The organism is Burkholderia sp. 9120 (assembly GCF_000745015.1).
In the GTDB taxonomy this organism is placed as follows: domain Bacteria; phylum Pseudomonadota; class Gammaproteobacteria; order Burkholderiales; family Burkholderiaceae; genus Paraburkholderia.
Genome location: NZ_JQNA01000001.1, coordinates 607,584 through 633,409, shown reverse-complemented (window position 1 = coordinate 633,409; position 25,826 = coordinate 607,584). Strand labels below are relative to the sequence as shown.

Here is a 25,826-nt window from a genome sequence, read left to right as displayed (position 1 = left end):
GCGGCGGAGAAGCGGGCAGAGAAGCGGCGGGAAGCTGGCAAGCAAAGCGGCGCGCACGCATGGCGGGCGAGGGCGCCTTGGGCCGGACCCTGTTGCGAGTCCGGCCGTGTTCCACAGTTCAGATTTCAGATCGGCGTGAAGCGGCGAGCGCCGCTGCCGGTCTTACTACGCCTGTTGCGGCTTGTTCGACAGCGCCAGTCGCAGCAGATCGGCGACCGTGTTGACGTTGAGCTTTTCCATGATGTTCGCGCGATGCGCTTCGACCGTCTTGATGCTGATGCCGAGGTCGTCGGCGATCTGCTTGTTCAAACGGCCGGCGATGATGCGCTCCAGCACCTGGTGCTCACGCGCGGTCAGCTTGCCCAGGCGCTCGGCGGCGGCGCGCTGTTGCTGGACGCTGGTGCTTTCGCTGCGCGCCTTGTCGAGCATGCGCTCGACCAGCTTGCGCAACTCGGCTTCGTCGAACGGCTTTTCGATGAAGTCCATCGCGCCTTTTTTCATCGTCGACACCGCCATCGGCACATCGCCGTGGCCCGTCACGAAGATGATCGGCAACACAGCGTTGTCGGCGATCAGGCGTTCCTGCAATTCGAGTCCGCTCATGCCGGACATCCGTACATCGAGAATCAGACACGCGATCTGGCCCGGTTGCTGATGCGGATGCCAGGCGTCGAGGAACTGCTCGGCGCCGGAGAAGCATTGCACGCGGTAGCCGTTCGCCTCCAGTAGCCAGCGCAGCGAATCTCGTACGGCCTCATCGTCGTCGACGACAAAGACGGTTTCCTGTGTGGTGACTGGGCTGTTCATAGCTCTCCCGTAACGGTTTGTGGTGTCGGCGCCTCTGACCCGCCGTTGCTCGGGCCGTCAGGCTCTCCAATAGGCAGACTGCAATGGAACGTGGCGCCTGTGATGTGACCGTCGGACTCGACGTTGTTGACCACCCACAGACGACCGCGGTGCGATTCGATAATCGAACGGCAAATGTTCAGCCCCATGCCCATACCGTCGGACTTGGTGCTGTAAAACGGTTCGAACAGCCGCTCGGCTGTCGCTTCGTCGACGCCCGGACCCTGGTCGACGACACTGATGCAGACAAACCCGCTCTCCAGCCGCACAACCACGCGGATCACCGGATCGACCGCATTCGGGCGCGCTTCGGCCATGGCTTCGGCGCCGTTCTTCAGCAGGTTGACCAGCACCTGCTCGATCAGCACCGGGTCGACGTAGATCACCGGCAGACGCGAGCGCAGATCGGTGACGATGCGAATCCGCCGCTTGCGCACTTCGATCTCGGCCAGGCCCACCGCGTCCGCGACGATATCGGCGACGCGCGTGGCTTGCCGCTTCGGCTCGCTGCGTTTCACGAACTCGCGAATCCGCCGGATGATCATGCCTGCCCGCACCGCCTGTTGGGCCGTCTTTTCGAGCACCGGCAGCAGATTGTCGGGCGTGGTTCGACCGGATTTAACCAGCGCCACGGTGCCGGAGCAATAGTTATTGATGGCGGCGAGCGGCTGATTCAGTTCGTGCGCGAGCGACGAGGCCATTTCGCCCATGGTCATCAGGCGGCTGGTGAACTGCAGTTTTTCGTCCTGCTGGCGCGACAGTTCCTGCGCCTGCTTGCGGGTGGTGATGTCGGTCGCGATCTGCATCTGCGCGAGGTGGCCGTCCACCCACTGAATGTACTGGCGGCGCACTTCGAACCATTTCTGGGCGCTTTGCACGTAGATTTCCTGTGCGTCGGCGGTGCTTTCGGTCAGCGCCGCAGCGGGCAGGCCCGCATAGGTATCCACCATATCGATCGAATCGGACGAGGCCTGTGCGCTATCGAACCCGCCGCCCGCCAATTCCAGATGGCCGTCCGGACGAATACCGAACAGATGACGGTAGTAGCGGTTGGCGAACAGCAGTTCGGCTTCGTCGGCGGCCAGCACGGACACGGCCGCGTCGAGACTTTCAAGCACGGTGGTGAAGCGTTCGTGCGCGGCGGCGAGTTCTTCGCGCGCGCGTTTCGGTTCGGTGATGTCGGTCATCGACGACATCCAGCCGGTCTGGCGGCCCGAGCTGTCGATCAGCGGCGATACATAGAGACGGGCGTGGAACGTCGAACCGTCTTTGCGGCGCACCCGCAGTTCGAAGCCCGACGACGGCGCCTTGCCGCGCAGCGTCATATCGAGCTGGCGTTGCATTTCCGGGTACGAATCGCGCGGCCAGTAGGCGAACGGCGCGTTCTTGCCGACCAGATCGCTTTCGTCCCAGCCGGTCATGCGGCAGAACGCCGGATTCACGTGGGTGATGCGGCCGTGCATATCGAGCACGCGCATACCGATCAGCACGGAATTTTCCATCGCGCGGCGAAAGAACGCTTCGGCGTACAGCGCCTGTTGCGCTTCGAAGCGTTGCCGCGTGTGCTTCCACAAACTCCACAGACTCCACAGCACGAAGCACGAAGCACGACAGGCCGGCCACCAGCCAGACGAGCGTGTTGTTGGTGAAGTTGGTCATCTGCGGGAACGCGTAGACGCGTACCGAGACGCCTTGGCCCGGCGGGTCGAGCGGCAGATCGTAGAACATGTCGCGCGGCAGGCGCGGGCGGGTCGACGTGGTGGTCAACTCGCGGTTGTTCACGTCGATGATCGAGATTTTGTATTTAGCCGACAACTCGGGCGGAATGTCGTGCTTCAGGATGCCTTCGACCGAGAACACGGCGGCAATCGTGCCGAGAAAGTCGCGGTCGCGGAACACCGGCGTTTGCAGCGTGATGTAGCCGTTGCCGACGTCGTCGTAGATCAGCGGGGAGTAGACCTGGCGGCGCGTGTTGCGCGCCTCGGTGAAGGCGGCTTTGACCGCCTCGTCCATTTGCGCGTCGTTCGGTTTGGCGAGACGCTGGCCGAACACGGGCAATGCAGTATTGGGCCAGCGCGGCTGCTGCTGACTCGTATACCAGTTCATGTAGAGGATCTCGGGATGCCCCTGCATGATGTCTGTTGTGGACACCTGGAACGAATGCGGATCGGCGTGGCCGGCGACCAGATCGCGGGCCAGCGCCTGAATCTGTTCCTGCGCGCCCGTCATGGACAGGCGGATCTGCTGCTGCGCCCACGCGACATTACGGTAAAGCGTGTCTTCCTGCTGTTGCTGTTCCCGCCGATTCAGGCTCCACAAAATCAGACTCATGACGACCAGGAACACCAGGATCGACAGGAGCGGCGTCAGCAAATAGGAATTCGACCACCATGGTCCATGGTGCCAGCGGGAGGACGGCGTCGAATCCGCCGGCGAACCAGCGGTGCGCGCCGAGCGAGCGAAAAGCCGTTCGGTCAACATGCGTGGCATTGTAGCGCAGCAGGTCGCTAGCAAATGGCGCAAAAAAGCGCTGAAAGTGCCATTAATCGGCGCAAACTAGCCGACGTATCCGTCGAAGGGCAGTCAATTCAGGTTGCGCCGCAGCAATTTTCCGCATTATGAGAAGTGATCTCGCAATTCGAAAATTTTGTTGCGCGGACGTCGGGCCCCCTTTTACAATCGGCCGAAGCTGCCGCGGCCGTGCTTCGTCCGCGTCGTCTGTTCAAAGAGCGTTCCTCTAAATCCAGGAGACGAGCATGTCCGCTGTACCCGACGAAGTCATGAAATATGTCGCCGCCGAAAAAGACGACGATCCCCAGGAAACCGGCGAATGGCTGGAAGCGCTGGATGGCGTGATTTCTGCTGTGGGCCCCGATCGCGCCCACTACCTGATCGAGAAACAGATCGAATTCGCCCGCGTGCATGGCGAACATCTGCCGTTCTCGGCTAACACCCCGTACATCAACACGATTCCGGTTGCGCGCCAGGCGAAGATCCCCGGCGACCAGGACATCGAGCACCGTATCCGTTCGTACACCCGTTGGAACGCCATTGCCATGGTGCTGCGCGCCGGCAAGGACACCAACGTCGGTGGCCACATCGCTTCATTCGCGTCGGCAGCCACTTTGTATGACGTCGGCTACAACCATTTCTGGCACGCTCCGTCGCCCGAACATGGCGGCGATCTGATTTTCGTGCAGGGCCATTCGTCGCCGGGTGTTTACTCGCGCGCGTTCCTGCTCGGCCGTCTGACCGAAAACCAGCTCGACAACTTCCGTCAGGAAGTGGGCGGCGAGGGCATCTCGTCGTATCCGCATCCGTGGCTGATGCCTGACTTCTGGCAGTTCCCGACCGTGTCGATGGGCCTCGGCCCGATCATGGCGATCTACCAGGCGCGCTTCATGAAGTACATGCACGCGCGCGGTATCGCGAAGACCACGGGCCGTAAGGTCTGGGCCTTCCTCGGCGACGGCGAAACGGACGAACCGGAATCGCTCGGCGCGATCGGTATGGCCGGCCGCGAACGCCTCGACAACCTGGTGTTCGTGATCAACTGTAACCTGCAGCGCCTCGATGGCCCGGTGCGCGGTAACGGCAAGATCATCCAGGAACTCGAAAGCGAATTCCGCGGCGCCGGCTGGAACGTCATCAAGGTGGTGTGGGGCAGCCGCTGGGATGCGCTGTTCCAACGCGACAAGTCGGGCGCGCTGATGCGCCGCATGATGGACGTCGTCGACGGCGAATACCAGACGTACAAGTCGGAGTCGGGCGCGTATGTGCGCGAACACTTCTTCAACACGCCGGAACTGAAGGCGCTGGTCGCCGAATGGTCCGACGAGGACATCTGGAACCTGAACCGCGGCGGCCACGATCCGCACAAGATCTACGCGGCGTTCACCGAAGCGTCGAACTCGCAAGGCCAGCCGACCGTCATTCTCGCGAAGACGATCAAGGGCTACGGCATGGGCGAAGCTGGCCAGGCGATGAACATCACCCACCAGCAGAAGAAGCTGCATGTCGATCAGCTGAAGAAATTCCGCGATCAGTTCCGTCTGCCGATCACCGACGAAGACCTCGTCAACGTGCCGTACCTCAAGTTCGAAGAAGGTTCGAAGGAACTCGAGTACATGCGCGCTCGCCGCCAGGACCTGGGCGGTTATCTGCCGGCGCGCCGTCAGAAGGCTGAGTCGCTGCCGGTGCCGGCACTGACGGCATTCGAGCCGCTGCTGAAAGGCACGGGCGAAGGCCGCGAGATCTCCACGACGATGGCGTTCGTGCGGATCCTGAACATCCTGCTGAAGGACAAGGCCCTCGGCAAGCGCATCGTGCCGATCGTGCCGGACGAGTCGCGTACCTTCGGTATGGAAGGCCTGTTCCGCCAGATCGGTATCTGGAATCAGGACGGCCAGAAGTATGTGCCGGAAGATTCCGACCAGCTGATGTTCTACCGCGAGTCGGAAACCGGTCAGATTCTGCAGGAAGGCATCAACGAAGCCGGTGGTATGGCGGACTGGATCGCTGCCGCGACGTCGTACTCGACGCACGGCGAGACCATGATCCCGTTCTACATCTTCTACTCGATGTTCGGCTTCCAGCGTATCGGCGACCTGTGCTGGGCAGCGGGCGACATGCGTTCGCGCGGCTTCCTGCTGGGTGGCACCGCGGGCCGTACGACGCTGAACGGCGAAGGTCTGCAACACGAAGACGGCCACTCGCTGCTGTGGGCCGCTTCGGTGCCGAACTGCATCAGCTATGACCCGACGTTCGGTTACGAACTCGCGGTTATCGTGCAGGACGGCCTGCAACGCATGGTCGCGGATCAGGAAGACGTGTACTACTACATCACGGTGATGAACGAAAACTACGAGCACCCGGCGATTCCGCAGGGCGACGCTGTAGCGGCCGACATCATCAAGGGCATGTACGCGTTCAGCAAGGCGGAAGCCGATGCGAAGGCGCCGCGCGTTCAGCTGATGGGCGCAGGCACGATCTTCAACGAAGTGATCGCCGCCGCCGAGCTGCTGAAGAACGACTGGGGCGTCGCCGCCGACCTGTGGAGCGTGCCGAGCTTCACCGAACTCGCGCGCGAAGGTCACGAAGTGCAGCGCTACAACCTGCTGCACCCGAACGAAGAAAAGAAGCTCTCGCACGTCGAGAAGCTGCTCAAGGACGCACAAGGCCCGGTCATCGCATCGACCGACTACGTGCGCGCGCTGACCGAGCAGATCCGCGCGTTCGTGCCGCAGAAATTCGTCGTGCTAGGCACGGACGGCTACGGTCGTTCGGACACGCGTGAAAAGCTGCGTCACTTCTTCGAAGTCGACCGCTACTGGGTCACGGTTGCCGCGTTGAATGCACTGGCAGATGAAGGCACGATCGAACGCAAGGTCGTCGCCGAGGCGCTCAAGAAGTACAACCTTGATCCCGCCAAACCCAACCCGATGACCGTCTAAGGCATCCTTCCCCGTGTGCCACGGCGTGCGCGCCTGCTCCCGATTGCCGGGAGCAGGCTGCGTGCGCGGCCCAGGAGACACTAACAATGAGTCAAGCGATCGAAGTCAAGGTGCCGGACATCGGCGATTACAAGGACATTCCTGTGATCGAGGTGCTGGTGAAGGCGGGTGATACCGTCGAGAAAGAGCAATCGCTCGTTACGCTGGAATCCGATAAAGCGACCATGGACGTGCCGAGTTCGGCCGCCGGCGTCGTCAAGGAAGTGAAGGTCAAGGTCGGCGACAACGTGTCGGAAGGCGTGTTGATCGTCGTGCTGGAAGCGGCTGAAGGTGGTGCGGCGGCTCCGGCTCCGGCTCCGGCTCCGGCCCCCGCTGCTGCACCGGCTCCGGCGCCCGCACCGGCTGCTGCGCCTGCGCCGGCCGCCGCGCCTGCTGCAAGCGGTGGCGGTCTGCAGGACGTGAAGGTGCCGGATATCGGCGACTACAAAGACATTCCCGTGATCGAAGTCTCGGTGAAGGTTGGCGATCGCGTCGAGAAAGAGCAGTCGCTGGTGACGCTCGAATCCGACAAGGCGACCATGGACGTGCCGAGCTCGGTCGCCGGCGTCGTCAAGGAAGTGAAGGTCAAGGTCGGTGACAACGTGTCGGAAGGCTCGGTGATCGTGGTGGTCGAAGCCGAAGGCGGCGCGGCTGCCCCGGCTGCGGCGCCCGCGCCGAAGCAGGCCGTCGAGAAACCGTCCGACGCGCCGGCCACGCCGTCGCCCGCACCGGCGCAACCGTCGGCGCTGGCTCAGGCACCGGTGATTCAGGCAGGCGAAGGTTCGCGTCACGCGAGCCACGCGTCGCCGTCCGTGCGCAAGTTCTCGCGCGAACTCGGCGTGGATGTCGCGCAGGTGCAAGGCACGGGGCCGAAGGGTCGTATTACGCAGGCCGACGTCACCGCCTTCATCAAGGGTGTGATGACCGGTCAGCGTGCTGCGCCGGCGGGTGCGGCTGCACCGGCTGCCGCAGGTGGCGGCGAGCTGAATCTGCTGCCGTGGCCGAAGGTCGACTTCACGAAGTTCGGTCCGGTCGATCCGAAGCCGCTGTCGCGTATCAAGAAGATCTCGGGCGCGAACCTGCACCGCAACTGGGTCATGATTCCGCACGTCACCAATAACGACGAAGCGGATATCACCGACCTCGAAGCGCTGCGCGTGCAGTTGAACAAGGAAAACGAAAAGTCGGGCGTCAAGATCACGATGCTGGCTTTTGTTATCAAGGCGGTCGTCTCCGCGTTGAAGCAGTTCCCGACGTTCAATGCCAGCCTCGATGGCGATAACCTGGTGTTCAAGCAGTACTTCCATATCGGATTTGCTGCTGATACGCCGAATGGGTTGGTCGTTCCGGTTATTCGCGATGCGGACAAGAAGGGGTTGATCGATATCGCCAAGGAAATGGCCGAGCTGTCGAAGCTTGCTCGTGATGGCAAGTTGAAGCCGGATCAGATGCAAGGTGGGTGCTTCTCGATCTCGTCTTTGGGTGGGATTGGCGGTACCAACTTCACGCCGATTATCAATGCGCCTGAAGTCGCTATTCTCGGGTTGTCGCGCGGTGCGATGAAGCCGGTTTGGGATGGGAAGCAGTTTGTTCCGCGTCTCACTCTGCCGCTGTCTTTGTCGTATGACCATCGAGTGATCGATGGGGCTTCGGCGGCTCGGTTTAATGCGTATCTGGGTGCGATTCTTGCCGATTTTCGGCGTGTGATTCTTTGATCGAGTGATGTTGTGGGCGGGGGCGCGGGTTTGGTTGTTATCCGCGTCTCGCTGTAGAACCTGATTTCATGGCGGTCTATTAGCGTCGTCCCTGTGCGGGGCGGCACTTACTTTTCTTTGTCTTCCAAAGAAAAGTAAGCAAAAAAAAGGCGCGTCCTTGGGCGGACAGCAAAGGCTGATTCTGTCCTTGTTTCTGCCAGCTTTTAGGCTGTTTTGTGGCTTGTTCTTTCCATCACCGATCAATAAGAGAAGGGGACACTATGAGTCTCGTCGAAGTTAAAGTGCCGGATATCGGTGACTTCAAAGACGTCGATGTCATCGAAGTCAATATCAAACCGGGCGATGTCATCGAGAACGAACAGGCTCTCATGACCCTGGAGTCCGATAAGGCCTCCATCGAAGTGCCCAGCGATATCGCCGGCACCGTCAAGGAAGTCCGCGTCAAAGCCGGTGACAAAGTCTCGCAAGGCACTGTCATCGCTCTGGTCGAGTCGTCGGCCGATGCGGCGCCCGCGAAAGATGCGCCCAAAGCGCCCGCCAAAGAACCCGAAAAGGCTCCGGCTCAAGCCGAAGCGAAGCCGCAGGCAGCGCAAGCTGCTGCTGCACCGAAGGCCGCTGCGCCCGCTCCGCAAGCGGGTAGCTTCTCCGGTAGCGCCGATATCGAATGCGACATGCTCGTGCTCGGTTCGGGCCCGGGCGGTTATTCGGCTGCGTTCCGCTCCGCCGATCTGGGTATGAAGACGGTGCTCGTCGAGCGTTATTCGACGCTCGGCGGCGTCTGTCTGAATGTCGGCTGTATTCCGTCGAAGGCGCTGTTGCATACGGCGCTCGTTATCGACGAAGCCGAAGCGCTCGGCGCGCACGGCATCACGTTCGCCAAGCCGCAGATCGATCTCGACAAACTCCGTGACTTCAAGTCAGGCGTCGTCAAGAAGCTCACCGGTGGTCTCGCCGGTATGGCCAAGATGCGCAAGGTCGAAGTGGTGACGGGCACCGGCGCGTTCGTCGATCCGAATCACATGGAAGTGCAGACGGAAGCGGGCAAGAAGGTCGTCAAGTTCAAGCAGGCGATCATCGCGGCGGGCTCGGAAGCGGTGAAGCTGCCGTTCATTCCAGAAGATCCGCGCGTGATCGACTCGACCGGCGCGCTCGAACTGCGTCAGATTCCGCAACGCATGCTGGTGATCGGCGGCGGCATCATCGGGCTGGAAATGGCCACGGTGTACGCGACCCTCGGCGCGAAAATCGACGTGGTCGAAATGCTCGACGGTCTGATGGCCGGCGCGGATCGCGATCTCGTCAAGGTCTGGGAAAAGTACAACAGCAAGCGTTTCGCCAACGTCATGCTGAAGACCAAAACCACCGCGGCGGAAGCGAAAGACGACGGTATCTACGTGTCGTTCGAAGGCGAAAAAGCCCCGGCCGAAGCGCAGCGCTATGACCTCGTGCTGGTCGCCGTCGGCCGTACGCCGAATGGCAAGAAGATCGGCGCGGATAAGGCCGGCGTCGCCGTGACGGATCGCGGCTTTATCGACGTCGACAAGCAGATGCGCACCAACGTGCCGCACATCTTCGCAATCGGCGATATTGTCGGTCAGCCGATGCTCGCGCACAAAGCCGTGCACGAAGGTCACGTCGCCGCCGAAGCCGCTCATGGCGAAAAGGCGTACTTCGACGCGCTGCAGATTCCGTCGGTGGCCTACACCGATCCGGAAGTGGCGTGGGCCGGCAAGACGGAAGACCAGTTGAAGGCCGCCGGCATCAAGTTCGGTAAAGCGGTGTTCCCGTGGGCCGCGTCAGGCCGCGCGATCGCCAACGGCCGCGACGAAGGCTTCACGAAGCTGCTGTTCGACGAGGAAACGCATCGCGTGATCGGCGGCGGTATCGTCGGTCTGAATGCGGGCGACCTGATCAGCGAAGTCTGCCTTGCGATCGAAATGGGTGCGGATGCAACGGATATCGGTAAGACGATTCACCCGCATCCGACACTCGGCGAATCGGTCGGCATGGCCGCCGAGTTGTACGAAGGCGTCTGTACGGATCTGCCGCCGGTGAAAAAGAAGTAGTAGGGCGGTTCGGCTCGCCTGCTTCATGCAGGCGGGCTCGACAAAGCTCAAGCCCATGAAAAAACGGCGCGCCCCGCAAAGGGCGCGCCGTTTTCTTTTACGCACGTACGTACCAACCAAAAGTCACCCACCCGCACCGCGTTGCCGTCCAACTGCCGTGACACCGTTCGACGCAGGACACATCAGGCCAGGCGCCCAAAAAAATCCCGGCCATTCGCCGGGCAAACGATACGTCGTTCAACGTATCGGAGCGTCCAGCCAATTAACACCGTGTGAGCGGCAACGGCGCGACGCTGTTGCTTAAGATAACGCCGGCGCCGCGAAAGAGCGGGGGCCGGCGTGTAGTGCTACGAATGCTGCCTGAAACTAGTGCTGTCTAAAAACTTAGACGGCCTTTTTGGCCGAGCGCGATGCTTGTGCAGCGGCTTGCGAAGCAGCCTTCGAAGCGGCCGTTGCGGCTGCATTGAAGTTGCTTTCGGCGATTTCAACAGCTTGCTTCGTTGCCTTGTGAACCGTTTCGTACGTCGTGTTAGCGGCGGTGATCGCCGACTTGATCACGGCGACAGCCGTTTCCGAACCAGCCGGTGCGTTCTTCGCAACGTTTTCGACGAGCGACTGAACCTTGCGGTTTTGCTCTTCGAATTGCGCTTCAGCGACGCGGGTGAATTCACCTTGCGTTGCCGAGACGATTTCATAAACGTGACGGCCGTACGACAGCGCCTTCTCAGCAACCGGTTGCGCGAGGCTGGCTTGCAGTGCCAGCAATTCCTGGCCGTCCTTGACCGACAGCGCGCGTTGGGCATTTTCCTGGCTTTCCGCAATCGTCGACTTCACAACTTGCAGGTTCAGCTCAACCAGCTTTTCGACGCCTTCAAATGCCTTGGTCGTCAGGCCGAACAGCGTTTCAAAGTTGGCTTTCTGGGCTGCAGCGAATTGCTCAGGGGTCAGCAGAGTCATGGTTTACGCTCCTGGATTGCGGTCTGTCTGTGCGGACCGCTTTGGGTAAGTGGCGAGACGCCTTGAAGCTCGTCCCGCCGAACCGCGATGTATTGTGCATCGCAGCAATGGTTCCCATTTTAGGATGGCTGTGAGGAATGTCAAGCGCTTTTTGTGCGCCGCACAATATTAAGAAAGTGTTGATAAAACAATACCTTATGCAGCCAGCATGATGATCGTATGACGCAAGTTAAATTGACTGTCGCACTGCGCTGGTGCGCGATAGATCCGCATTTGTTACCGATCCCATGAGGTGTTTTGACCATCCGGCAGCGAGAAATGGTGCGAGGCGGTAACATCTGATCTGTGACAAAAAATCCGTAATCGACAAATCGATGTAAACCGGAAACTGTCACGGAACGTTAATGCGCTATGCGTGTCGAATGCGCGTTGGCGGTTTCCAGCAGGCGTTTAACAGCGGCGCAGCGAGACCCCAGCGACGTTCCATGGCACGGGCAATGCGTCACCCGCCTGTGCTCGGACCGTATTTCCCCTGATCAAGGTTGTCTCGATATTGCCGTTATGCTGGAAGAATCATCTCGATTCGAGTGCATGACGGCGACGACGGGGCGATGCCCGGTAGCGATTGTTTTTTTCGATCGACCGGTGGCACTTATTTGTGTTTTTGCGATCGGAGCTTACAAGCCGGTTTAAGGAGCGCGTATAAGTGCTTAAAATTGCTAATTTTTCGTTGTTTTACTACACTTGCGGAAACCTCTCGCCGCTCCCTACCGAACACCCATGAAAACCGACATGTTTTCGTCGCTAAAAGTGATCCACGGCGCGGCCCGCAGCACCGCTCTGTCGGTGGCCGCCTCCATGGTCATCGCAGCGGCGTTCGCCACGCCCGTCAGCGCTTTTGCCGCCACACCCGCCGCAGCACCCGCAAAAACCACCAAACACGCTAAAACCGCCAAAAAGCCGGCCGCCGCTACCGCCAAGGTAGCGAGCAAGTCGGCCAAGGCCGGTAAAGGCGCGGCCGTGAAGGCCGTCGCCGCGGACGACGACGCGCCCCGCGCGAGCGTCAAGCGCAAGCGCGTGACATACACGTCGAACGGCCGCCGTCATACGGTGGTGCGCCGCGTCGCGTACGAACCGCGTCAGCCGACCGTCGGCCAGGCATTCGGTCTGCACGAAACGCCGGACGCGCTGATGCTGCGTTCGAGCGTCGCGTACGTGATCGATCAGAATTCCGGCGAATCGCTGTTCGACAAGAACTCGCGCGCCGTGGTGCCGATCGCGTCGATCACCAAGCTGATGACGTCGATGGTCGTGCTCGATTCGAAAGAGCCGATGACCGACCAGATCGAAGTCACGGACGAAGACCGCGACTACGAGAAGAACACCGGCTCGCGTCTGTCGGTGGGCTCGGTGCTGTCGCGTGAAGACATGCTGCACATCGCGCTGATGGCGTCGGAAAACCGTGCCGCCGCTGCGTTGTCGCGCTACTTCCCGGGCGGCCGTCCGGCGTTCCTCGCGGCGATGAACGCGAAGGCCAAGCAACTCGGCATGACCGACACGCACTTTGAAAACCCCACGGGTTTGACGAGCCAGAACGTGTCGAGCGCGCGCGACCTCGTGAAGATGGTCAACGCGGCGTATCAATATCCGCTGATCCGCAAGTTCTCGACCGATCACAGCTACGAGGTGTACACCGGCAAGCGTTCGCTGGCATACAACAGCACCAATGCGCTGGTGCGTAACCCGACGTGGGACATCGGTCTGCAGAAGACCGGCTTCATCAACGAAGCAGGCGAGTGTCTGGTGATGCAGGCAACCATTCACGGCCGTCCGATGATCATGGTGCTGCTCGATTCGTCGGGTAAGTACTCGCGTTTCGCGGACGCGACGCGTCTGCGCACGTGGCTCGACAATGGCGGCGATCAGGCGCGTATTACCAGCGCGGATGCCGGCGGTCCGGGCACCTGAAGCGGTTCAGCGGCCGGTTCTTCGTGAACCGGCCGCGCCATGAAAAAAGCCTCGCAGCATGTATGTGCTGCGAGGCTTTTTTCTATCCTGCGTTTCGGCGCGAACTCTCGTTACCGAAGACTCACGCGTGATGGCCGTGCGAATGGTCCTGCGGGATTTGCGGCCGATACCCGAGCGACGCGGAAATCAGCAGCGCGGTCTGGCTGAGCTGGCCGAGCCAGGAGTCCTGCAGACGATCCGCCGGCGCGGACAGCGACAGCCCGGCGACCAGCTTGCCGGTGTCGTCGTAAATGCCGGCCGCGATACAGCGCACGCCCAGTTCAAGCTCTTCGTTGTCGCGCGCGGAGGCTTGCTGGCGAACGATCGACAACTCGCGTTCGAGTTTCGTCAGATCCGTAATGCTGTTCTGCGTGTGGCCCGACAGGCCGGTACGTGTGGCGTAAGCGCGCACGCGGGTCGATTCGTCGGCGGCGAGGAACAGTTTGCCGACCGAGGTCAGATGCAGCGGTGCCCGCCCGCCGATTGCCCGCACCACCTGCATGCCCGAGCGCTCGGAATAGGCGCGCTCGATATACACGATCTCATCGCCCTGGCGCACCGACAGATTCACCGTTTGCCCTGTCTGGCGATGCAGTTCGCGCATTGGCGTGAGCGCCGCGTCGCGCACCGACAGGCGCGCTTTCACCAGATTGCCCAATTCGAGCAGGCGCATGCCGAGACGGTACGTGCCGGGGTCCGAGCGGTCGACCAGCCGGCACATCACCATATCGTTCAGGATGCGGTGCGCGGTGGACGGATGCAGTTCCGTACGGATGGCGAGTTCTTTCAGGCTGACCGGGTCGCTGTGCGCGGCGAGGGCGTCGAGCAAGCGCATCATGCGTTCGATCACCTGGATCGAAGTTTTGGGATCCGGGTTCGTGTCGCTCATGGGAGGAATCGGTTGACGCGTCAAACAGCGGAAATTGATTGTATCTCGTATTGTGAAAAAAGCGAACGCGGTTGGAAAACCTATTCCAATTTAACGCGTCGTTCGTCTTATGGCTTCCGGCCGTTGGTATTGTCCGCCAAACAGCGGATAATCAGGCACGTTTTCCCGAAGGAGGGCTCATGCGAGTCGGATTGTTCGTCACCTGCCTGATCGACCTGATGCGGCCCGAAATCGGTTTTTCAGTGATCAAGCTGATCGAAGGTGCTGGCTTCGAGGTGATCGTGCCGCCCGCGCAAACCTGCTGCGGACAGCCGGCGTACAACTCGGGGGAGCGGCGTATCGCACGCGATCTGGCCGAAAAAACGCTGCGCGAGTTCGAGCAGTTCGACTACGTCGTCGTGCCGTCTGGCTCGTGCGGCGGCATGATCCGCGCGCACTACGGCGACCTCTTCGCCGACGATCCCGAGATGATGAACCGCTTCGGCAGGCTGCGCGCCAGGGTGTTCGAACTCACGGATTTTCTCGTCAACGTGGCTAAGGTGCAGTTGCAGCCGGGCGAATTCGCGGGTCAGGTGACTTATCACGATTCCTGTTCCGGCTTGCGCGAACTCGGCGTCAAGGCCCAGCCGCGCGCGCTGCTGAAGCAGGTGGGCGTGGCCGTGACGGAAATGAAGGATTGCGAGCACTGCTGCGGCTTCGGCGGCACGTTCGCGGTCAAGTACGGCGATATTTCCACGGCGATCGTCGACGAAAAATGCGCGAATATCGGCGCGAGTGGCGCGGGCACGGTGGTGCTCGGCGACCTCGGCTGCATGCTCAATATAGAAGGCCGTCTGCGGCGCACCGGCGATTCCACCACGCGGGTGCTGCATATCGCGCAGGTATTGGCCGGCGACGTGTAACGGCGTCGGCGGCGCAGCGTGTGATCGACCGCGCTGCGCACCACGCCGGTTCGCATCGTTCTTTTCATGCATATCGTTTCGCCCGTGTTGGTGCGCGCGTTCCGATTCGCGTTCTGATTCGATTACGCATAAGGCGGCTATGCAAGTTCAAACGATGCAATTCAAGGCGCGCGCCGGGCAAAAGCTCGCCGACCAGCGTCTGCAGCAGAACCTGACCAAGCTGTCGACCAAGTTCGTCTCGGCACGCGCCGCGTCCATGAACGCGATCGACTTTCCGGCCACGCGCGCCGCGCTCAAGGAGCGCCGTGACCGCGCGCTGGAGCATCTCGACGTGTGGCTCGAAACGTTCGAGCGCGAGGCCAGCCGGCGCGGCGTGACCGTGCTGTTCGCGGAGACGACGCAGGAGGCCGCGCGGCTCGTTGGCGATATCGCGCGCCGGCATGACGTGAAGAAGGTGATCAAGACGAAGTCGATGGTCACCGAAGAAATGCGCCTGAACGAGGTACTCGGGCAGATGGGCGTGGAGTCGATCGAAACCGATCTCGGCGAGTACATCCTGCAGATCAACGGCAACGAGCCGCCGAGCCACATCATCGCGCCGGTCGTCCACAAGGATAAGGACGAGATCGCCGATCTGTTCGCGAAGACCCACGGTCGGCCGCGTCTGACTGAAGTCACCGACATGACGCGGGAAGCGCGCGAGGTGCTGCGTCCGCATTTCATGACGGCGGACATGGGCGTGACGGGCGGCAACTTCGTGGTGGCGGAAACCGGCTCGGTCGTGCTCGTCACGAACGAGGGCAACGAGGGCATGTGCACGGTGATGCCGCGCGTGCACGTTGCCGTCACGGGCATCGAGAAAGTGTTGCCGACGCTGGAGGATCTCGCGACGGCAATGCGTCTGTTGCCGCGCTCCGCGACCGGGCAGGCTACGTCGAACTATTTTTCCCTGCTGACCGGACCGCGCGGCGACGGCGACCAGGACGGCCCCGAGCATATGTATGTGGTGCTGGTGGATGGCGGCCGCACGGGGCTGATCGGCGGCGACTTTCAGGAGATGCTGCGCTGTATCCGGTGCGGCGCGTGCATGAACCATTGTCCGGTTTATCAGAAGGTGGGCGGACACGCGTACGGCTGGGTCTATCCCGGCCCGATGGGCTCGGTGTTGACGCCGAGTTATGTCGGCATCGACAAGGCGCTCGATTTGCCGCAGGCCGCGACGTTATGCGGCGAGTGCAATAGCGTCTGTCCGGTGGGCATTCCGTTGTCGGATCTGCTGCGCAAATTGCGCGAGAAACAGGTGGAGCGGCGGCTGCGGCCGTGGAAGGAGCGGGCGGGGCTGGCGGTGTGGGGCTTTCTGGCGCTGCATCCGGACGCCTATGCGCTGTTCACCAAGCTGGCCGTGCGGGTGCTGGAGCGGATGGGCGGTAGAAATCGTTCGATCGCGAAGCTGCCATTGGGCGGCGCCGGCTGGACCAACACCCGCGATATGCCTGCGCCGGTCGGGCGCACGTTCAGGGAGTTGTACGCGGCGCAGCGCAGTCATATTGGGTGAGACGGGGCTCCGTAGCTCGCCACCGCGCCTGCAACTTTTAAGCTGTTTGGCCTTCAGGCGCCGAATCTGAGGAAAGAGTGCCGGTCGAAAATCAGGGCCGACCTGCACTCGTTGCCGGCTTGGTCACCACCCGCCTCAATGATTCGTCATCCCGGACGGGTTTCGGCCTTCGTCGCCTCGGGGCCGGCTCTGATTACCACCGCCGCCCCCGTTACCTCGTCCGCCGCCGTTACCCGCTTGTTGTGGCGGTGACGGCGGCGGCCCGCCGGCACCCGGTCGCGGTCCGCTCGAGCCACCTGGCCCACCCGGGCCGCCCGCTGAGCCGCGCGGCGGCGGTCCGCCTTGCCCGCCGCCATTGGGCTGGCCATGCCAGCCGCCACCCTGGCCGCGATTGCCGTTGCCATTGTTCGGCCAATCGCCCCGATTTCCTGGATTGCCGCGATAACCCGGCCCCGGCCCGTAGTAACGCCCGGGTCCGTCGTAGTATCCCGGCCCCGAATAACTGCCATAGCCAAGATAGACGTTGCTTTGCGGCACGACCGGCACGCCGGGCGCGTAGCCATCGTAACTGTCATAGCCGCTGTAGCCGCCGCCGTAGCCGTTGCCGACCATCGGCGTGCCGTCCGGATAGACCGCGCAGCCGCCTAGCAAGGCTGCGGTCGCGAGTCCGATAAGGGGAGCAATGCGTTTCATGTGATGAGCCGGCGCGAGGTTGTCATGTTTGTAAGACCGCCATTATCGCCAGTCGTCGCCAAAGCTTTGTATGTCTTTGTAAGGAATATTTCTCGCCGCGCGCCTTGCGTCAAGCCGGTGAGGGACAGGCGCGTCAATGCACTGTTCCAGTTGGAGCAACGCTGTATCTCGGTTGGCTGGGTTTTTCCCGATTGCGTATTCCTATAGGATTTCGACTGGGCATAGTGAGCCGCAAGCTCATCCGCCCCTAATCGGAAGAAACGACATCATGAAAAAGACAATATCGGTGTACTGGCCCCTTGCCCTCGTCGCAACCCTCGCTGTGGCAGCTTATTTGCATATTTGCGGCGACGCAGCGTCGCGCGCGAAGCAGGCGCCGCTCGCGGCCGACCAGTTGACCGCTGAACTCGCACGCGCTGTGTCCTACGGCATGATCGACGACACCTCGACGCTGCCGGCAAAACCGCTGCGCGCGGTCACGACGATGCCGATGGCGGAAGCGTCGTAAGCACTGGGTAAATCGCATCACTGCCGGGGAGGCGGGAACACGCTTGCATGAACCCGCCAGCCGGGGCTGACGCGCCTGAGCCGCCTCCGGCAAGATTTCTCCCTGCTTTGTATAATCGCGCCACCGTTTTCCAACGGCCGTTCCACGCGTTCACTACCGCGCCCTGAAGCGCCTGAAAACCTCTGATGAAAACCGTGTCCATCTGCTTCGTCTGCCTCGGGAACATCTGCCGTTCGCCGACCGCGGAGGGCGTGATGCGGCGTCTGGTCGACGAGGCGAAACTGGCGGAGCGCATTTTGATCGATTCGGCCGGCACGGGCGACTGGCACATCGGCCAGGCGCCTGACGAGCGCGCGCAGCAGGCCGCGGGCCGGCGAGGTTACGAGCTGGCCGCGTTGCGCGGCCGCCAGATCGGCGCCGCGGATTTCGAGCGTTTCGACCTGCTGATCGCGATGGACGACAAAAACGTTGCCGCGCTCCACCAGGTCAGCGCGCCCGCGCAGCGCGAGAAGATCCGCCTGCTGATGGAATTCGTGCCAGAAACGGATGCGCGCTGGGGTGGCGCCCGCGAGGTCGTCGATCCGTATTTCGGCGGTGCGGAAGGTTTCGAGCAGGTGCTGGACCAATGTGAAGCCGCGTGCCGTGGGCTGATCGCCGCGTTGCGTCCCCAGTTGCTCACGTAACTCAGATAGCTCCCGCGCCGGGGCGCCAGACATGGCGTCCAGGCGTATCCAGCAATTAAGCAAATGACCCAAATCGCGGTAGGGATACTTGACTAAATCGCTCATGTATTTATACTTGACCAAACTTGTCGAGAATTGCGGTCCCCACACCATATGAGACTCACCACGAAAGGCCGTTTCGCCGTCACGGCGATGATTGACCTGGCACTGCGCCAGGAGCAGGGCCCGGTGACGCTTGCAGGTATCAGCCAGCGCCAACACATCTCCCTGTCGTACCTCGAGCAGCTGTTTGGCAAGCTGCGTCGTCATGAAATCGTCGAGTCCGTGCGCGGACCGGGCGGCGGCTACAATCTGGCCCGCCGCGCTGAAGACGTGACCGTGGCCGACATCATCATCGCGGTCGACGAGCCGCTCGACGCCACCCAGTGCGGCGGCAAGGGCTCGTGCGAGGGCACCAAGCAGCACGACGGCCACTGCATGACGCATGAACTGTGGTCGACGCTGAATCAGAAAATGGTCGAGTACCTGGACTCGGTGTCGCTCAAAGACCTGGTCGATCAGCAGCGTTCGCGCGAAGGCGCGCCGGCGGTGTTGCGCGACCGGCGCAACGAAGCGCAGGCGGTCGAGCCGGTGCGCGTTGCGCCGAAAGGGCCCAACTCAGTTTTCAACATGGCCGGTTCGTAGCGCGCGGTGCTTGCAGTAGAGCGAAGCATCGCAGCGAGATAAAAGAACCCAAGAAGCCAGAGCATATGACGTCCCCGGAGCAATTGATGAATAACGACTCTCTCCATCTGCCCATCTACATGGACTACAGCGCGACGACGCCGATCGATCCGCGCGTGGTGGACAAGATGATTCCGTACCTGCGCGAGCAGTTCGGCAACCCCGCATCGCGCAGCCACTCGTATGGCTGGGACGCGGAGCGCGCAGTCGAAGAAGCGCGTGAGAACGTTGCGAAGCTGGTGAACGCCGATCCGCGCGAAATCATCTGGACGTCGGGCGCGACGGAGTCGGACAACCTCGCGATCAAGGGTGCCGCGCACTTCTACAAGAGCAAGGGCAAGCACGTCATCACGGTGAAGACCGAGCACAAGGCCGTGCTCGACACCTGCCGCGAACTCGAGCGTGAAGGCTTCGAAGTGACGTATCTGGATGTGAAGGACGACGGTCTGATCGACCTCGACAAGCTGAAAGCGGCGATCCGCCCGGACACGATTCTGGTGTCGATCATGTCCGTGAACAATGAAATCGGCGTGATCCAGGACATCGAGGCGATCGGCGAGATCACCCGTGAAAAGGGCATTATTTTTCATGTCGACGCGGCGCAAGCCACCGGCAAGATCGAGATCGATCTGCAAAAGCTGAAGGTCGACCTGATGTCGTTCTCGGCGCACAAGACCTATGGTCCGAAGGGCATCGGCGCGCTGTACGTGCGTCGCAAGCCGCGTATCCGGATCGAAGCGCAAATGCACGGCGGCGGTCACGAGCGCGGCATGCGTTCGGGCACGCTGGCTACGCACCAGATCGTCGGTATGGGCGAAGCGTTCCGTATCACGCGTGAAGAAATGGCGACCGAAAACGAACGCATCCGCATGCTGCGCGACCGTCTGCTGCGCGGCCTGTCGGAAATGGAAGAAACGTATGTGAACGGCGACATGGAAAAGCGTGTGCCGCACAACCTGAACATCAGCTTCAATTTCGTCGAAGGCGAATCGCTGATCATGGCGGTGAAGGATGTGGCGGTGTCGTCGGGTTCGGCATGCACGTCGGCTTCGCTGGAACCGTCGTACGTGTTGCGCGCGCTGGGTCGCAACGACGAACTCGCGCACAGCTCGATCCGCTTCACGGTGGGCCGCTTCACGACCGAGCAGGACGTCGATTACGTGATCAATCTGCTGAAGACCAAGATTTCGAAGCTGCGCGATCTGTCGCCGCTGTGGGAAATGCACAAGGACGGGATCGATATTTCGACCATCCAGTGGGCAGCGCACTGACGCGCCGTGCTGGACGACGTCGATTTATCGAATTGCAAATTGCAGGTTGAAACGGATCAAGGAGTGTAATCATGGCTTATAGCGAAAAGGTGCTGGACCATTACGAAAACCCGCGCAACGTCGGTTCCTTCGCGAAAGACGACGACGCGGTCGGCACCGGCATGGTCGGTGCGCCGGCTTGCGGCGACGTGATGAAGCTGCAGATTCGCGTGGGCGCGGACGGCATCATCGAAGACGCGAAGTTCAAGACGTACGGCTGCGGTTCGGCCATCGCGTCGAGCTCGCTCGTCACCGAATGGGTGAAGGGCAAGACGCTCGACCAGGCCATGTCGATCAAGAACACGCAGATCGCCGAAGAACTGGCGCTGCCGCCGGTCAAGATCCACTGCTCGATCCTCGCGGAAGACGCGATCAAGGCAGCGGTCGCCGACTACAAGCAGCGTCATGGCGAAGCAGTCGTCGCAGGCGACAAGCAACACGCGTAAAGCGGTTGCGGCGCGAGCCGGGTTTCACGCCTGGGTCGCGTCTGAGTGAATCGAAGCGGGCGGCAAAGGTGGAACGCGCCGTCCGGTATGAGCGATATTTGATGCAGGCAGGGTCGCAGCGCCTGAACTGCCGCGTGGGCCATCAAACGTCCACGCACGCAGACAGACAGGCGCCGCGCAATGAGAAACGCTATGGCAATTACGTTGACCGAAAAGGCAGCACAGCACGTCCAGAAGTATTTGATCCGTCGCGGTAAAGGCGTCGGCCTGCGCGTGGGCGTGCGCACCACCGGTTGCTCCGGCCTGGCCTACAAGCTCGAGTACGTGGACGAACTCGCGCCCGAAGACGAAGTGTTCGACTGCAACGGCGTGAAGATCATTGTCGACCCGAAGAGCCTCGCGTATATCGACGGCACGGAACTCGACTTTGCGCGCGAAGGGTTGAACGAAGGCTTCAAGTTCAACAATCCGAACGTGAAGGACGAATGCGGCTGCGGCGAGTCGTTCCGGGTGTAAATCCGGGCATTGCCGCGTGCAGCGGATCAAAGGCGGCGCGTGCCGCCTTTTTAGTTTGATCCGCGCATTCGCCCTGGGCCGAGCGCCGCTTGCCATTTACCGCGCCTTCGAGCCGCGTTTTTAGACTGCACCCCGGTGCGCTTTCCTGAACGGACTCCTTCTATCCGATGGCCTCGCTGAACGACAGCCACTTCGACCTGTTCGATCTTCCGGCGCAATTCGCGCTCGACGCCGCAGCGCTCGACCATGCGTACCGCACGGTGCAGGCGCAAGTGCATCCGGACCGCTTCGCGGCAGCCGGTGACGCGCAAAAGCGCATCGCGATGCAATGGGCGACGCGCACCAATGAGGCGTACCAGACGCTGCGTGATCCGCTGAAGCGCGCCACTTATCTGCTGTCGCTGCGCGACGTCGATGTCGGCGCGGAGAACAATACGGCGATGGAGCCGGCGTTCCTGATGCAGCAGATGGAATGGCGCGAAGGCATTGAAGACGCGGCCGCGGCGAAGAACGTCGACGCGCTCGAGGCCTTGCTCACCGAACTGCGCGACGAAGAGCGCGTGCGCTTCAGCAAGCTCGGCGCGTTGCTCGACAGCGGCGCGAATCAGGCGGCGGGCGAGGCGGTGCGGCAGTTGATGTTCATCGAGCGGGTGGCGTCGGAAATCGGCACGCAGATCGAGCGGCTCGAGAACTAGTCGCACAGGCGGGCAGGGCGCTCCAGCGCGGCGGCGTTCCGTGCAAGCCGGCGCCGCGCAGAGAGTGCGCAGACCCACCGCCCAGACACATACGCAGTCGTAGCAATACATCCAGCAACGCGAAAATTCAGGAAGGGGCGAAACGGCCCCGAGAAGATCCAGATGGCCCTACTGCAAATCTCCGAACCCGGCATGGCGCCGGCGCCCCATCAGCGGCGTCTGGCGGTCGGTATCGATCTCGGCACCACCAATTCCCTCGTCGCCGCCGTGCGCAGCGGCGTGCCCGACGTGCTGCCCGACGAAGACGGCCACGCGCTGCTGCCGTCGGTGGTGCGCTACCTGGAAAAGGGCGGCCGCCGGATCGGCCGCACGGCCAAGGCCGAAGCGGCAACCGATCCGCGTAACACGATCGTGTCGGTCAAGCGCTTCATGGGCCGCGGCAAGGCGGAAGTGGAAGGCGCCGAAAACGCGCCGTACGATTTCGTCGACGCTCCCGGCATGGTGCAGATCCGCACCGTCGACGGAGTGAAGAGCCCGGTCGAAGTGTCAGCGGAAATTCTCGCGACGCTGCGCCAGCGCGCCGAAGACACGCTCGGCGACGAGCTGGTCGGCGCGGTCATCACGGTGCCGGCTTACTTCGACGAAGCGCAGCGCCAGGCCACCAAAGACGCCGCGCGTCTGGCCGGTCTGAATGTGCTCCGTCTGCTGAACGAGCCGACCGCAGCCGCGATCGCCTACGGCCTGGATAACGGTTCCGAAGGCCTGTTCGCGGTGTACGACCTCGGCGGCGGCACCTTCGACCTGTCGATCCTCAAGCTCACCAAGGGCGTGTTCGAAGTGCTGGCGGCCGGCGGTGATTCCGCGCTCGGCGGCGACGATTTCGACCACGCGCTGTATCGCCACGTGCTGGAGCAGGCGGGCATCGCGCCGCAAACGCTGGCCCCCGAAGACGTGCGTCTGCTGCTGGACAGCGTACGCGTGACCAAGGAGGCGTTGTCGAGCGCGCCCTATGCAACCCTCGCGGCGACGCTCTCGAACGGCACCCGCCTCGATCTGACGATCGACGAGGCTACTTTCGAGTCGATCACCCAGGCGCTGGTGCAACGCACGCTCGGTCCAACGAAGAAAGCGCTGCGCGACGCCAAGGTCACCACCAAAGAGATCAACGGCGTGGTGCTGGTCGGCGGCGCGACGCGCATGCCGGTGGTTCGCCGTGCGGTCGAAACGCTGTTCGGCCAGCCGCCGCTCACCAATCTCGACCCGGATCAGGTCGTCGCGCTCGGCGCGGCGATTCAGGCCGATCTGCTGGCCGGCAACCGCGGCGCGGACGGCGACGAGTGGCTACTGCTCGACGTGATTCCGCTGTCGCTCGGCGTCGAGACGATGGGCGGTTTGACCGAGAAGATCATTCCGCGCAACTCGACGATTCCGGTCGCGCGCGCGCAGGATTTCACCACCTTCAAGGACGGCCAGACGGCGATGGCGATCCACGTCGTGCAAGGCGAGCGCGAGCTCGTCAGCGACTGCCGTTCGCTCGCGCGTTTCGAGCTGCGCGGCATTCCGCCGATGGCGGCCGGCGCGGCGCGGATTCGCGTCACGTATCAGGTGGACGCGGACGGTTTGCTGTCCGTGTTCGCGCGTGAGCAGGGCTCGGGCGTGGAAGCGTCGGTGGTGGTCAAGCCGTCCTACGGTCTCGCCGACGACGACGTCGCCAGAATGCTCGAAGAGAGTTTCTCGACCGCCGAAGTCGACATGCGCGCCCGCGCGCTGCGCGAGGCGCAGGTCGAAGCGCGACGACTGGTCGAAGCGACCGACGCGGCGCTGGTCGCCGACGCCGAGTTGCTTGACGACAGCGAACGCGCCGAGCTCGACGCGTTGCTGACCGCGCTGCGCGACATTGCCGGCAGCGACAACGCCGACGCGATCGAAGCCGCCACCAAAACGCTCGCCGAAGGCACCGACGAATTCGCCGCGCGTCGCATGAACAAGGGCATTCGCCGCGCGCTGGCCGGCCGCAAGCTCGACGAGATCTGAATCAACGCGCATGCCGGCCGGCTTGCAGGGCGCCGGCATGCGCACGTCACAACCGAAGCGCGTCGCGTGGACTTAAAAACTCCGCGCGACGCCAGTAAAATGGCGCGGAGCCTGCTGGCCGCCGCCGTGCCTCAGACCCAAACGGAAAATGTATGCCTCAAATCGTTGTGCTGCCTCACGTCGAACTGTGCCCGGAAGGCGCGGTGATCGATGCCGTGCCCGGCAAGAGCATTTGCGACAACCTGCTCGAACACGGCATTGAAATCGAGCACGCGTGCGAGAAGTCGTGCGCCTGCACGACCTGCCACGTGATCGTGCGTGAGGGTTTCGCCGCCTTGACGCCGTCCGAGGAAGACGAGGACGATCTGCTGGACAAGGCGTGGGGGCTTGAACCGGCCTCGCGTCTGTCGTGCCAGGCGATGATGCCGGCCGAGCAGGATCTGGTCGTCGAGATCCCGCGCTACTCGATCAATCACGCGAAGGAAAACCACTAACAGGAGGTTGCAGCCATGAAGTGGACCGATACGCAAGACATCGCGATGGCCCTGACTGACAAGCACCAGGACATCGATCCGCAGCAGGTGCGCTTCACCGATTTGCACCGCTGGGTCATGGAGCTGGAAGGATTCGACGACGATCCTGACCGGTCGAACGAAAAGATCCTCGAGGCAATTCAGGCTGCATGGATTGAAGACGCGGATTATTGATCGCGCTTCAACCTACTGGCGGTAAACAGAAAAAGGCGATTCCATCTGGAATCGCCTTTTTTTGCGCCTGCCGCAAAACCTGAAAAGCCCAAAAAGGCTCAGGCCGTCTGCGGCTAGCTTGCCACCAGCGTACCGTTCTCGATCCGCACGCGTTGGCCTTGCTGGAACGGCGGCGCTTCGTGGTACGTGAAGTAGCGGGTCTTGCCGCTTTCCATATGCACGCGCACCGAATACGCGGTCGTGCTGCGGATATGCTTCTCGACCGAGTTACCCGCGAAACCGCCGCCGAGCGCGCCGAGCACCGTCATCGCGGTACGTCCGCCGCCGGCGCCGAACTGATTGCCGACCAGCCCGCCGGCCACTGCGCCGCCGACCGCACCGATACCGGTGCCATGACCTTCCTGACGCACAGCCGAAATCGCGACTACCGTGCCGCAGCTCGAGCAGTACGCCGGTTGTGCCGGTTGCTGCTGCGCGTATTGCGGCGCGGCCTGGCCTTGCTGTTGTTGAGCATATTGTTGCTGCTGGGCGGGTGAGGGCACCGGTGCGCTTGGCGCCGGTTGCTGAGCCTGCTGCACAGCTTGCGCTTGTTGAGCTTGCTGCGCTTGTTGCTGCTGTTGTTGCGCCGACGGGTTAGCTGGCGCCGCCGAGTCAACCACGCCCGGCTGGGTCGTGACCTGCGCGGCCTGAGTCTGGTCGTTCTGCGCGCCGTTGCTCGACGCCTTGGGGAACAGACCCGTGACGGCGGCTGTGGCGGCCAGACTCGCGATGATGATTGCGCCCGCCGCAGTAGCGACGAGCGGGTGAATACGACGTGATTGCGTGGTTGGGTTCGGGTTGTCCATATTGGCCTCCGTCTTGCAGAGTCGACTGTTATTGAGACTCAGTGTCGGGCAAATCGATTCCGGCAGGGTTTCAATTTGTAACGAGCTACACGCAATCATCGTACCCAAACCGCGTCAAAGGCGCGCGCCGGCTGCCAGGCGCCTTGATTCTTCAGCGTTTGCCGGGCTTGGCAGGGCGGCGCGCATAGCGCGCTATGCGCAGCTTTTACCGACGGTTACAAAGCGTTGGCCGCTGCG

At 62.2% G+C, this 25,826-nt stretch carries 21 protein-coding genes and 1 pseudogene; 16 read left to right on the top strand and 6 right to left on the bottom strand.

Features of this window, described 5'->3' with window-relative positions:
• Positions 1 to 165: 165 nt before the first annotated feature.
• Positions 166 to 807, bottom strand: coding sequence for an oxygen response regulator transcription factor FixJ (gene fixJ / locus FA94_RS02770; protein WP_035546514.1), 642 nt, complete (start codon positions 805 to 807; stop codon positions 166 to 168).
• A pseudogene (gene fixL / locus FA94_RS02765) lies at positions 804 to 3,327 on the bottom strand (oxygen sensor histidine kinase FixL). Before fixL ends, fixJ begins: the two are co-directional and overlap by 4 nt.
• Positions 3,328 to 3,602: 275 nt before the next feature.
• On the opposite strand from fixL, the gene aceE reads away from it, so the two are divergent.
• From aceE to lpdA, 3 genes are all read left to right on the top strand, one after another.
• Entirely contained in the window at positions 3,603 to 6,299 is a 2,697-nt protein-coding gene (gene aceE, locus FA94_RS02760; protein ID WP_035546513.1) for a pyruvate dehydrogenase (acetyl-transferring), homodimeric type, read from the top strand.
• An 86-nt stretch (positions 6,300 to 6,385) separates the two neighbouring features.
• Positions 6,386 to 8,053: a dihydrolipoyllysine-residue acetyltransferase gene (aceF, locus tag FA94_RS02755; RefSeq protein ID WP_035546511.1), complete on the top strand. Its 1,668-nt coding sequence runs from the start codon at positions 6,386 to 6,388 to the stop codon at positions 8,051 to 8,053.
• A gap of 260 nt (positions 8,054 to 8,313) precedes the next feature.
• On the top strand, positions 8,314 to 10,119 hold the full coding sequence (gene lpdA / locus FA94_RS02750) for a dihydrolipoyl dehydrogenase (RefSeq protein WP_035546509.1): 1,806 nt from the start codon (positions 8,314 to 8,316) through the stop codon (positions 10,117 to 10,119).
• 384 nt (positions 10,120 to 10,503) lie between these two features.
• On the opposite strand, the gene FA94_RS02745 is transcribed toward lpdA, so the two are convergent.
• Positions 10,504 to 11,076, bottom strand: coding sequence for a phasin family protein (locus tag FA94_RS02745; protein ID WP_035546507.1), 573 nt, complete (start codon positions 11,074 to 11,076; stop codon positions 10,504 to 10,506).
• 780 nt (positions 11,077 to 11,856) lie between these two features.
• On the opposite strand from FA94_RS02745, the gene pbpG reads away from it, so the two are divergent.
• Positions 11,857 to 13,044, top strand: a complete 1,188-nt coding sequence (gene pbpG, locus FA94_RS02740) for a D-alanyl-D-alanine endopeptidase (RefSeq protein WP_035546505.1) — start codon at positions 11,857 to 11,859, stop codon at positions 13,042 to 13,044.
• 121 nt (positions 13,045 to 13,165) lie between these two features.
• On the opposite strand, the gene FA94_RS02735 is transcribed toward pbpG, so the two are convergent.
• Positions 13,166 to 13,972 (bottom strand): IclR family transcriptional regulator, encoded by an 807-nt coding sequence (locus tag FA94_RS02735; protein WP_035546503.1) that lies wholly within the window; start codon positions 13,970 to 13,972, stop codon positions 13,166 to 13,168.
• 179 nt (positions 13,973 to 14,151) lie between these two features.
• On the opposite strand from FA94_RS02735, the gene FA94_RS02730 reads away from it, so the two are divergent.
• On the top strand, positions 14,152 to 14,874 hold the full coding sequence (locus tag FA94_RS02730) for a (Fe-S)-binding protein (protein WP_035546502.1): 723 nt from the start codon (positions 14,152 to 14,154) through the stop codon (positions 14,872 to 14,874).
• Positions 14,875 to 15,013: 139 nt separating this feature from the next.
• Positions 15,014 to 16,429, top strand: coding sequence for a lactate utilization protein B (locus FA94_RS02725; RefSeq protein WP_035546501.1), 1,416 nt, complete (start codon positions 15,014 to 15,016; stop codon positions 16,427 to 16,429).
• A gap of 135 nt (positions 16,430 to 16,564) precedes the next feature.
• On the opposite strand, the gene FA94_RS02720 is transcribed toward FA94_RS02725, so the two are convergent.
• Positions 16,565 to 17,122 carry a hypothetical protein gene (locus FA94_RS02720; RefSeq protein ID WP_035546499.1) on the bottom strand — a complete coding sequence of 186 codons (558 nt, stop codon included), beginning with the start codon at positions 17,120 to 17,122 and terminating at the stop codon, positions 16,565 to 16,567.
• Between the two features lie 268 nt (positions 17,123 to 17,390).
• Between FA94_RS02720 and FA94_RS02715 the strand changes: the two genes are divergently transcribed.
• The 10 genes from FA94_RS02715 (at position 17,391) to iscX (ending at position 24,744) form a co-directional block, all read left to right on the top strand.
• Positions 17,391 to 17,630, top strand: a complete 240-nt coding sequence (locus FA94_RS02715) for a hypothetical protein (protein ID WP_035546497.1) — start codon at positions 17,391 to 17,393, stop codon at positions 17,628 to 17,630.
• A 185-nt stretch (positions 17,631 to 17,815) separates the two neighbouring features.
• Entirely contained in the window at positions 17,816 to 18,313 is a 498-nt protein-coding gene (locus FA94_RS02710) for a low molecular weight protein-tyrosine-phosphatase (RefSeq protein ID WP_035546495.1), read from the top strand.
• A gap of 153 nt (positions 18,314 to 18,466) precedes the next feature.
• Positions 18,467 to 18,997: a Fe-S cluster assembly transcriptional regulator IscR gene (gene iscR / locus FA94_RS02705; protein WP_035546494.1), complete on the top strand. Its 531-nt coding sequence runs from the start codon at positions 18,467 to 18,469 to the stop codon at positions 18,995 to 18,997.
• Positions 18,998 to 19,083: 86 nt separating this feature from the next.
• Positions 19,084 to 20,307: an IscS subfamily cysteine desulfurase gene (locus tag FA94_RS02700; RefSeq protein WP_035546493.1), complete on the top strand. Its 1,224-nt coding sequence runs from the start codon at positions 19,084 to 19,086 to the stop codon at positions 20,305 to 20,307.
• Positions 20,308 to 20,378: 71 nt separating this feature from the next.
• Positions 20,379 to 20,792, top strand: a complete 414-nt coding sequence (iscU, locus tag FA94_RS02695) for a Fe-S cluster assembly scaffold IscU (protein ID WP_035546491.1) — start codon at positions 20,379 to 20,381, stop codon at positions 20,790 to 20,792.
• Between the two features lie 192 nt (positions 20,793 to 20,984).
• Positions 20,985 to 21,308: an iron-sulfur cluster assembly protein IscA gene (gene iscA, locus FA94_RS02690; RefSeq protein WP_035546490.1), complete on the top strand. Its 324-nt coding sequence runs from the start codon at positions 20,985 to 20,987 to the stop codon at positions 21,306 to 21,308.
• A 167-nt stretch (positions 21,309 to 21,475) separates the two neighbouring features.
• The gene (gene hscB / locus FA94_RS02685; protein ID WP_035546488.1) at positions 21,476 to 22,003 is read left to right on the top strand and encodes a Fe-S protein assembly co-chaperone HscB; all 528 of its coding nucleotides are present in this window, start codon (positions 21,476 to 21,478) and stop codon (positions 22,001 to 22,003) included.
• A 162-nt stretch (positions 22,004 to 22,165) separates the two neighbouring features.
• Positions 22,166 to 24,037, top strand: coding sequence for a Fe-S protein assembly chaperone HscA (hscA, locus tag FA94_RS02680; RefSeq protein WP_035546486.1), 1,872 nt, complete (start codon positions 22,166 to 22,168; stop codon positions 24,035 to 24,037).
• A gap of 152 nt (positions 24,038 to 24,189) precedes the next feature.
• On the top strand, positions 24,190 to 24,531 hold the full coding sequence (gene fdx, locus FA94_RS02675; RefSeq protein WP_035546484.1) for an ISC system 2Fe-2S type ferredoxin: 342 nt from the start codon (positions 24,190 to 24,192) through the stop codon (positions 24,529 to 24,531).
• Positions 24,532 to 24,546: 15 nt separating this feature from the next.
• Complete coding sequence (gene iscX / locus FA94_RS02670) at positions 24,547 to 24,744, top strand: Fe-S cluster assembly protein IscX (protein WP_035546481.1); 198 nt, start codon at positions 24,547 to 24,549, stop codon at positions 24,742 to 24,744.
• A 113-nt stretch (positions 24,745 to 24,857) separates the two neighbouring features.
• Here the strand turns inward: iscX and FA94_RS02665 are convergent, their stop codons facing one another.
• Complete coding sequence (locus FA94_RS02665; protein WP_035546479.1) at positions 24,858 to 25,589, bottom strand: glycine zipper 2TM domain-containing protein; 732 nt, start codon at positions 25,587 to 25,589, stop codon at positions 24,858 to 24,860.
• Positions 25,590 to 25,826 lie beyond the last annotated feature (237 nt).

Excerpts from the sequence above, each read along its gene's own strand:
- iscU (WP_035546491.1), top strand. The coding sequence starts at position 20,379 with ATGGCTTATAGCGAAAAGGTGCTGGACCATTACGAAAACCCGCGCAAC.
- FA94_RS02715 (WP_035546497.1), top strand. The coding sequence starts at position 17,391 with ATGAAAAAGACAATATCGGTGTACTGGCCCCTTGCCCTCGTCGCAACC.
- FA94_RS02745 (WP_035546507.1), bottom strand. The coding sequence starts at position 11,076 with ATGACTCTGCTGACCCCTGAGCAATTCGCTGCAGCCCAGAAAGCCAAC.
- lpdA (WP_035546509.1), top strand. The coding sequence starts at position 8,314 with ATGAGTCTCGTCGAAGTTAAAGTGCCGGATATCGGTGACTTCAAAGAC.
- iscR (WP_035546494.1), top strand. The coding sequence starts at position 18,467 with ATGAGACTCACCACGAAAGGCCGTTTCGCCGTCACGGCGATGATTGAC.
- iscA (WP_035546490.1), top strand. The coding sequence starts at position 20,985 with ATGGCAATTACGTTGACCGAAAAGGCAGCACAGCACGTCCAGAAGTAT.
- FA94_RS02735 (WP_035546503.1), bottom strand. The coding sequence starts at position 13,972 with ATGAGCGACACGAACCCGGATCCCAAAACTTCGATCCAGGTGATCGAA.
- hscA (WP_035546486.1), top strand. The coding sequence starts at position 22,166 with ATGGCCCTACTGCAAATCTCCGAACCCGGCATGGCGCCGGCGCCCCAT.
- fdx (WP_035546484.1), top strand. The coding sequence starts at position 24,190 with ATGCCTCAAATCGTTGTGCTGCCTCACGTCGAACTGTGCCCGGAAGGC.
- iscX (WP_035546481.1), top strand. The coding sequence starts at position 24,547 with ATGAAGTGGACCGATACGCAAGACATCGCGATGGCCCTGACTGACAAG.
- aceE (WP_035546513.1), top strand. The coding sequence starts at position 3,603 with ATGTCCGCTGTACCCGACGAAGTCATGAAATATGTCGCCGCCGAAAAA.
- FA94_RS02665 (WP_035546479.1), bottom strand. The coding sequence starts at position 25,589 with ATGGACAACCCGAACCCAACCACGCAATCACGTCGTATTCACCCGCTC.
- FA94_RS02730 (WP_035546502.1), top strand. The coding sequence starts at position 14,152 with ATGCGAGTCGGATTGTTCGTCACCTGCCTGATCGACCTGATGCGGCCC.
- FA94_RS02710 (WP_035546495.1), top strand. The coding sequence starts at position 17,816 with ATGAAAACCGTGTCCATCTGCTTCGTCTGCCTCGGGAACATCTGCCGT.
- hscB (WP_035546488.1), top strand. The coding sequence starts at position 21,476 with ATGGCCTCGCTGAACGACAGCCACTTCGACCTGTTCGATCTTCCGGCG.
- FA94_RS02700 (WP_035546493.1), top strand. The coding sequence starts at position 19,084 with ATGAATAACGACTCTCTCCATCTGCCCATCTACATGGACTACAGCGCG.
- pbpG (WP_035546505.1), top strand. The coding sequence starts at position 11,857 with ATGAAAACCGACATGTTTTCGTCGCTAAAAGTGATCCACGGCGCGGCC.
- aceF (WP_035546511.1), top strand. The coding sequence starts at position 6,386 with ATGAGTCAAGCGATCGAAGTCAAGGTGCCGGACATCGGCGATTACAAG.
- FA94_RS02720 (WP_035546499.1), bottom strand. The coding sequence starts at position 17,122 with ATGAAACGCATTGCTCCCCTTATCGGACTCGCGACCGCAGCCTTGCTA.
- FA94_RS02725 (WP_035546501.1), top strand. The coding sequence starts at position 15,014 with ATGCAAGTTCAAACGATGCAATTCAAGGCGCGCGCCGGGCAAAAGCTC.
- fixJ (WP_035546514.1), bottom strand. The coding sequence starts at position 807 with ATGAACAGCCCAGTCACCACACAGGAAACCGTCTTTGTCGTCGACGAC.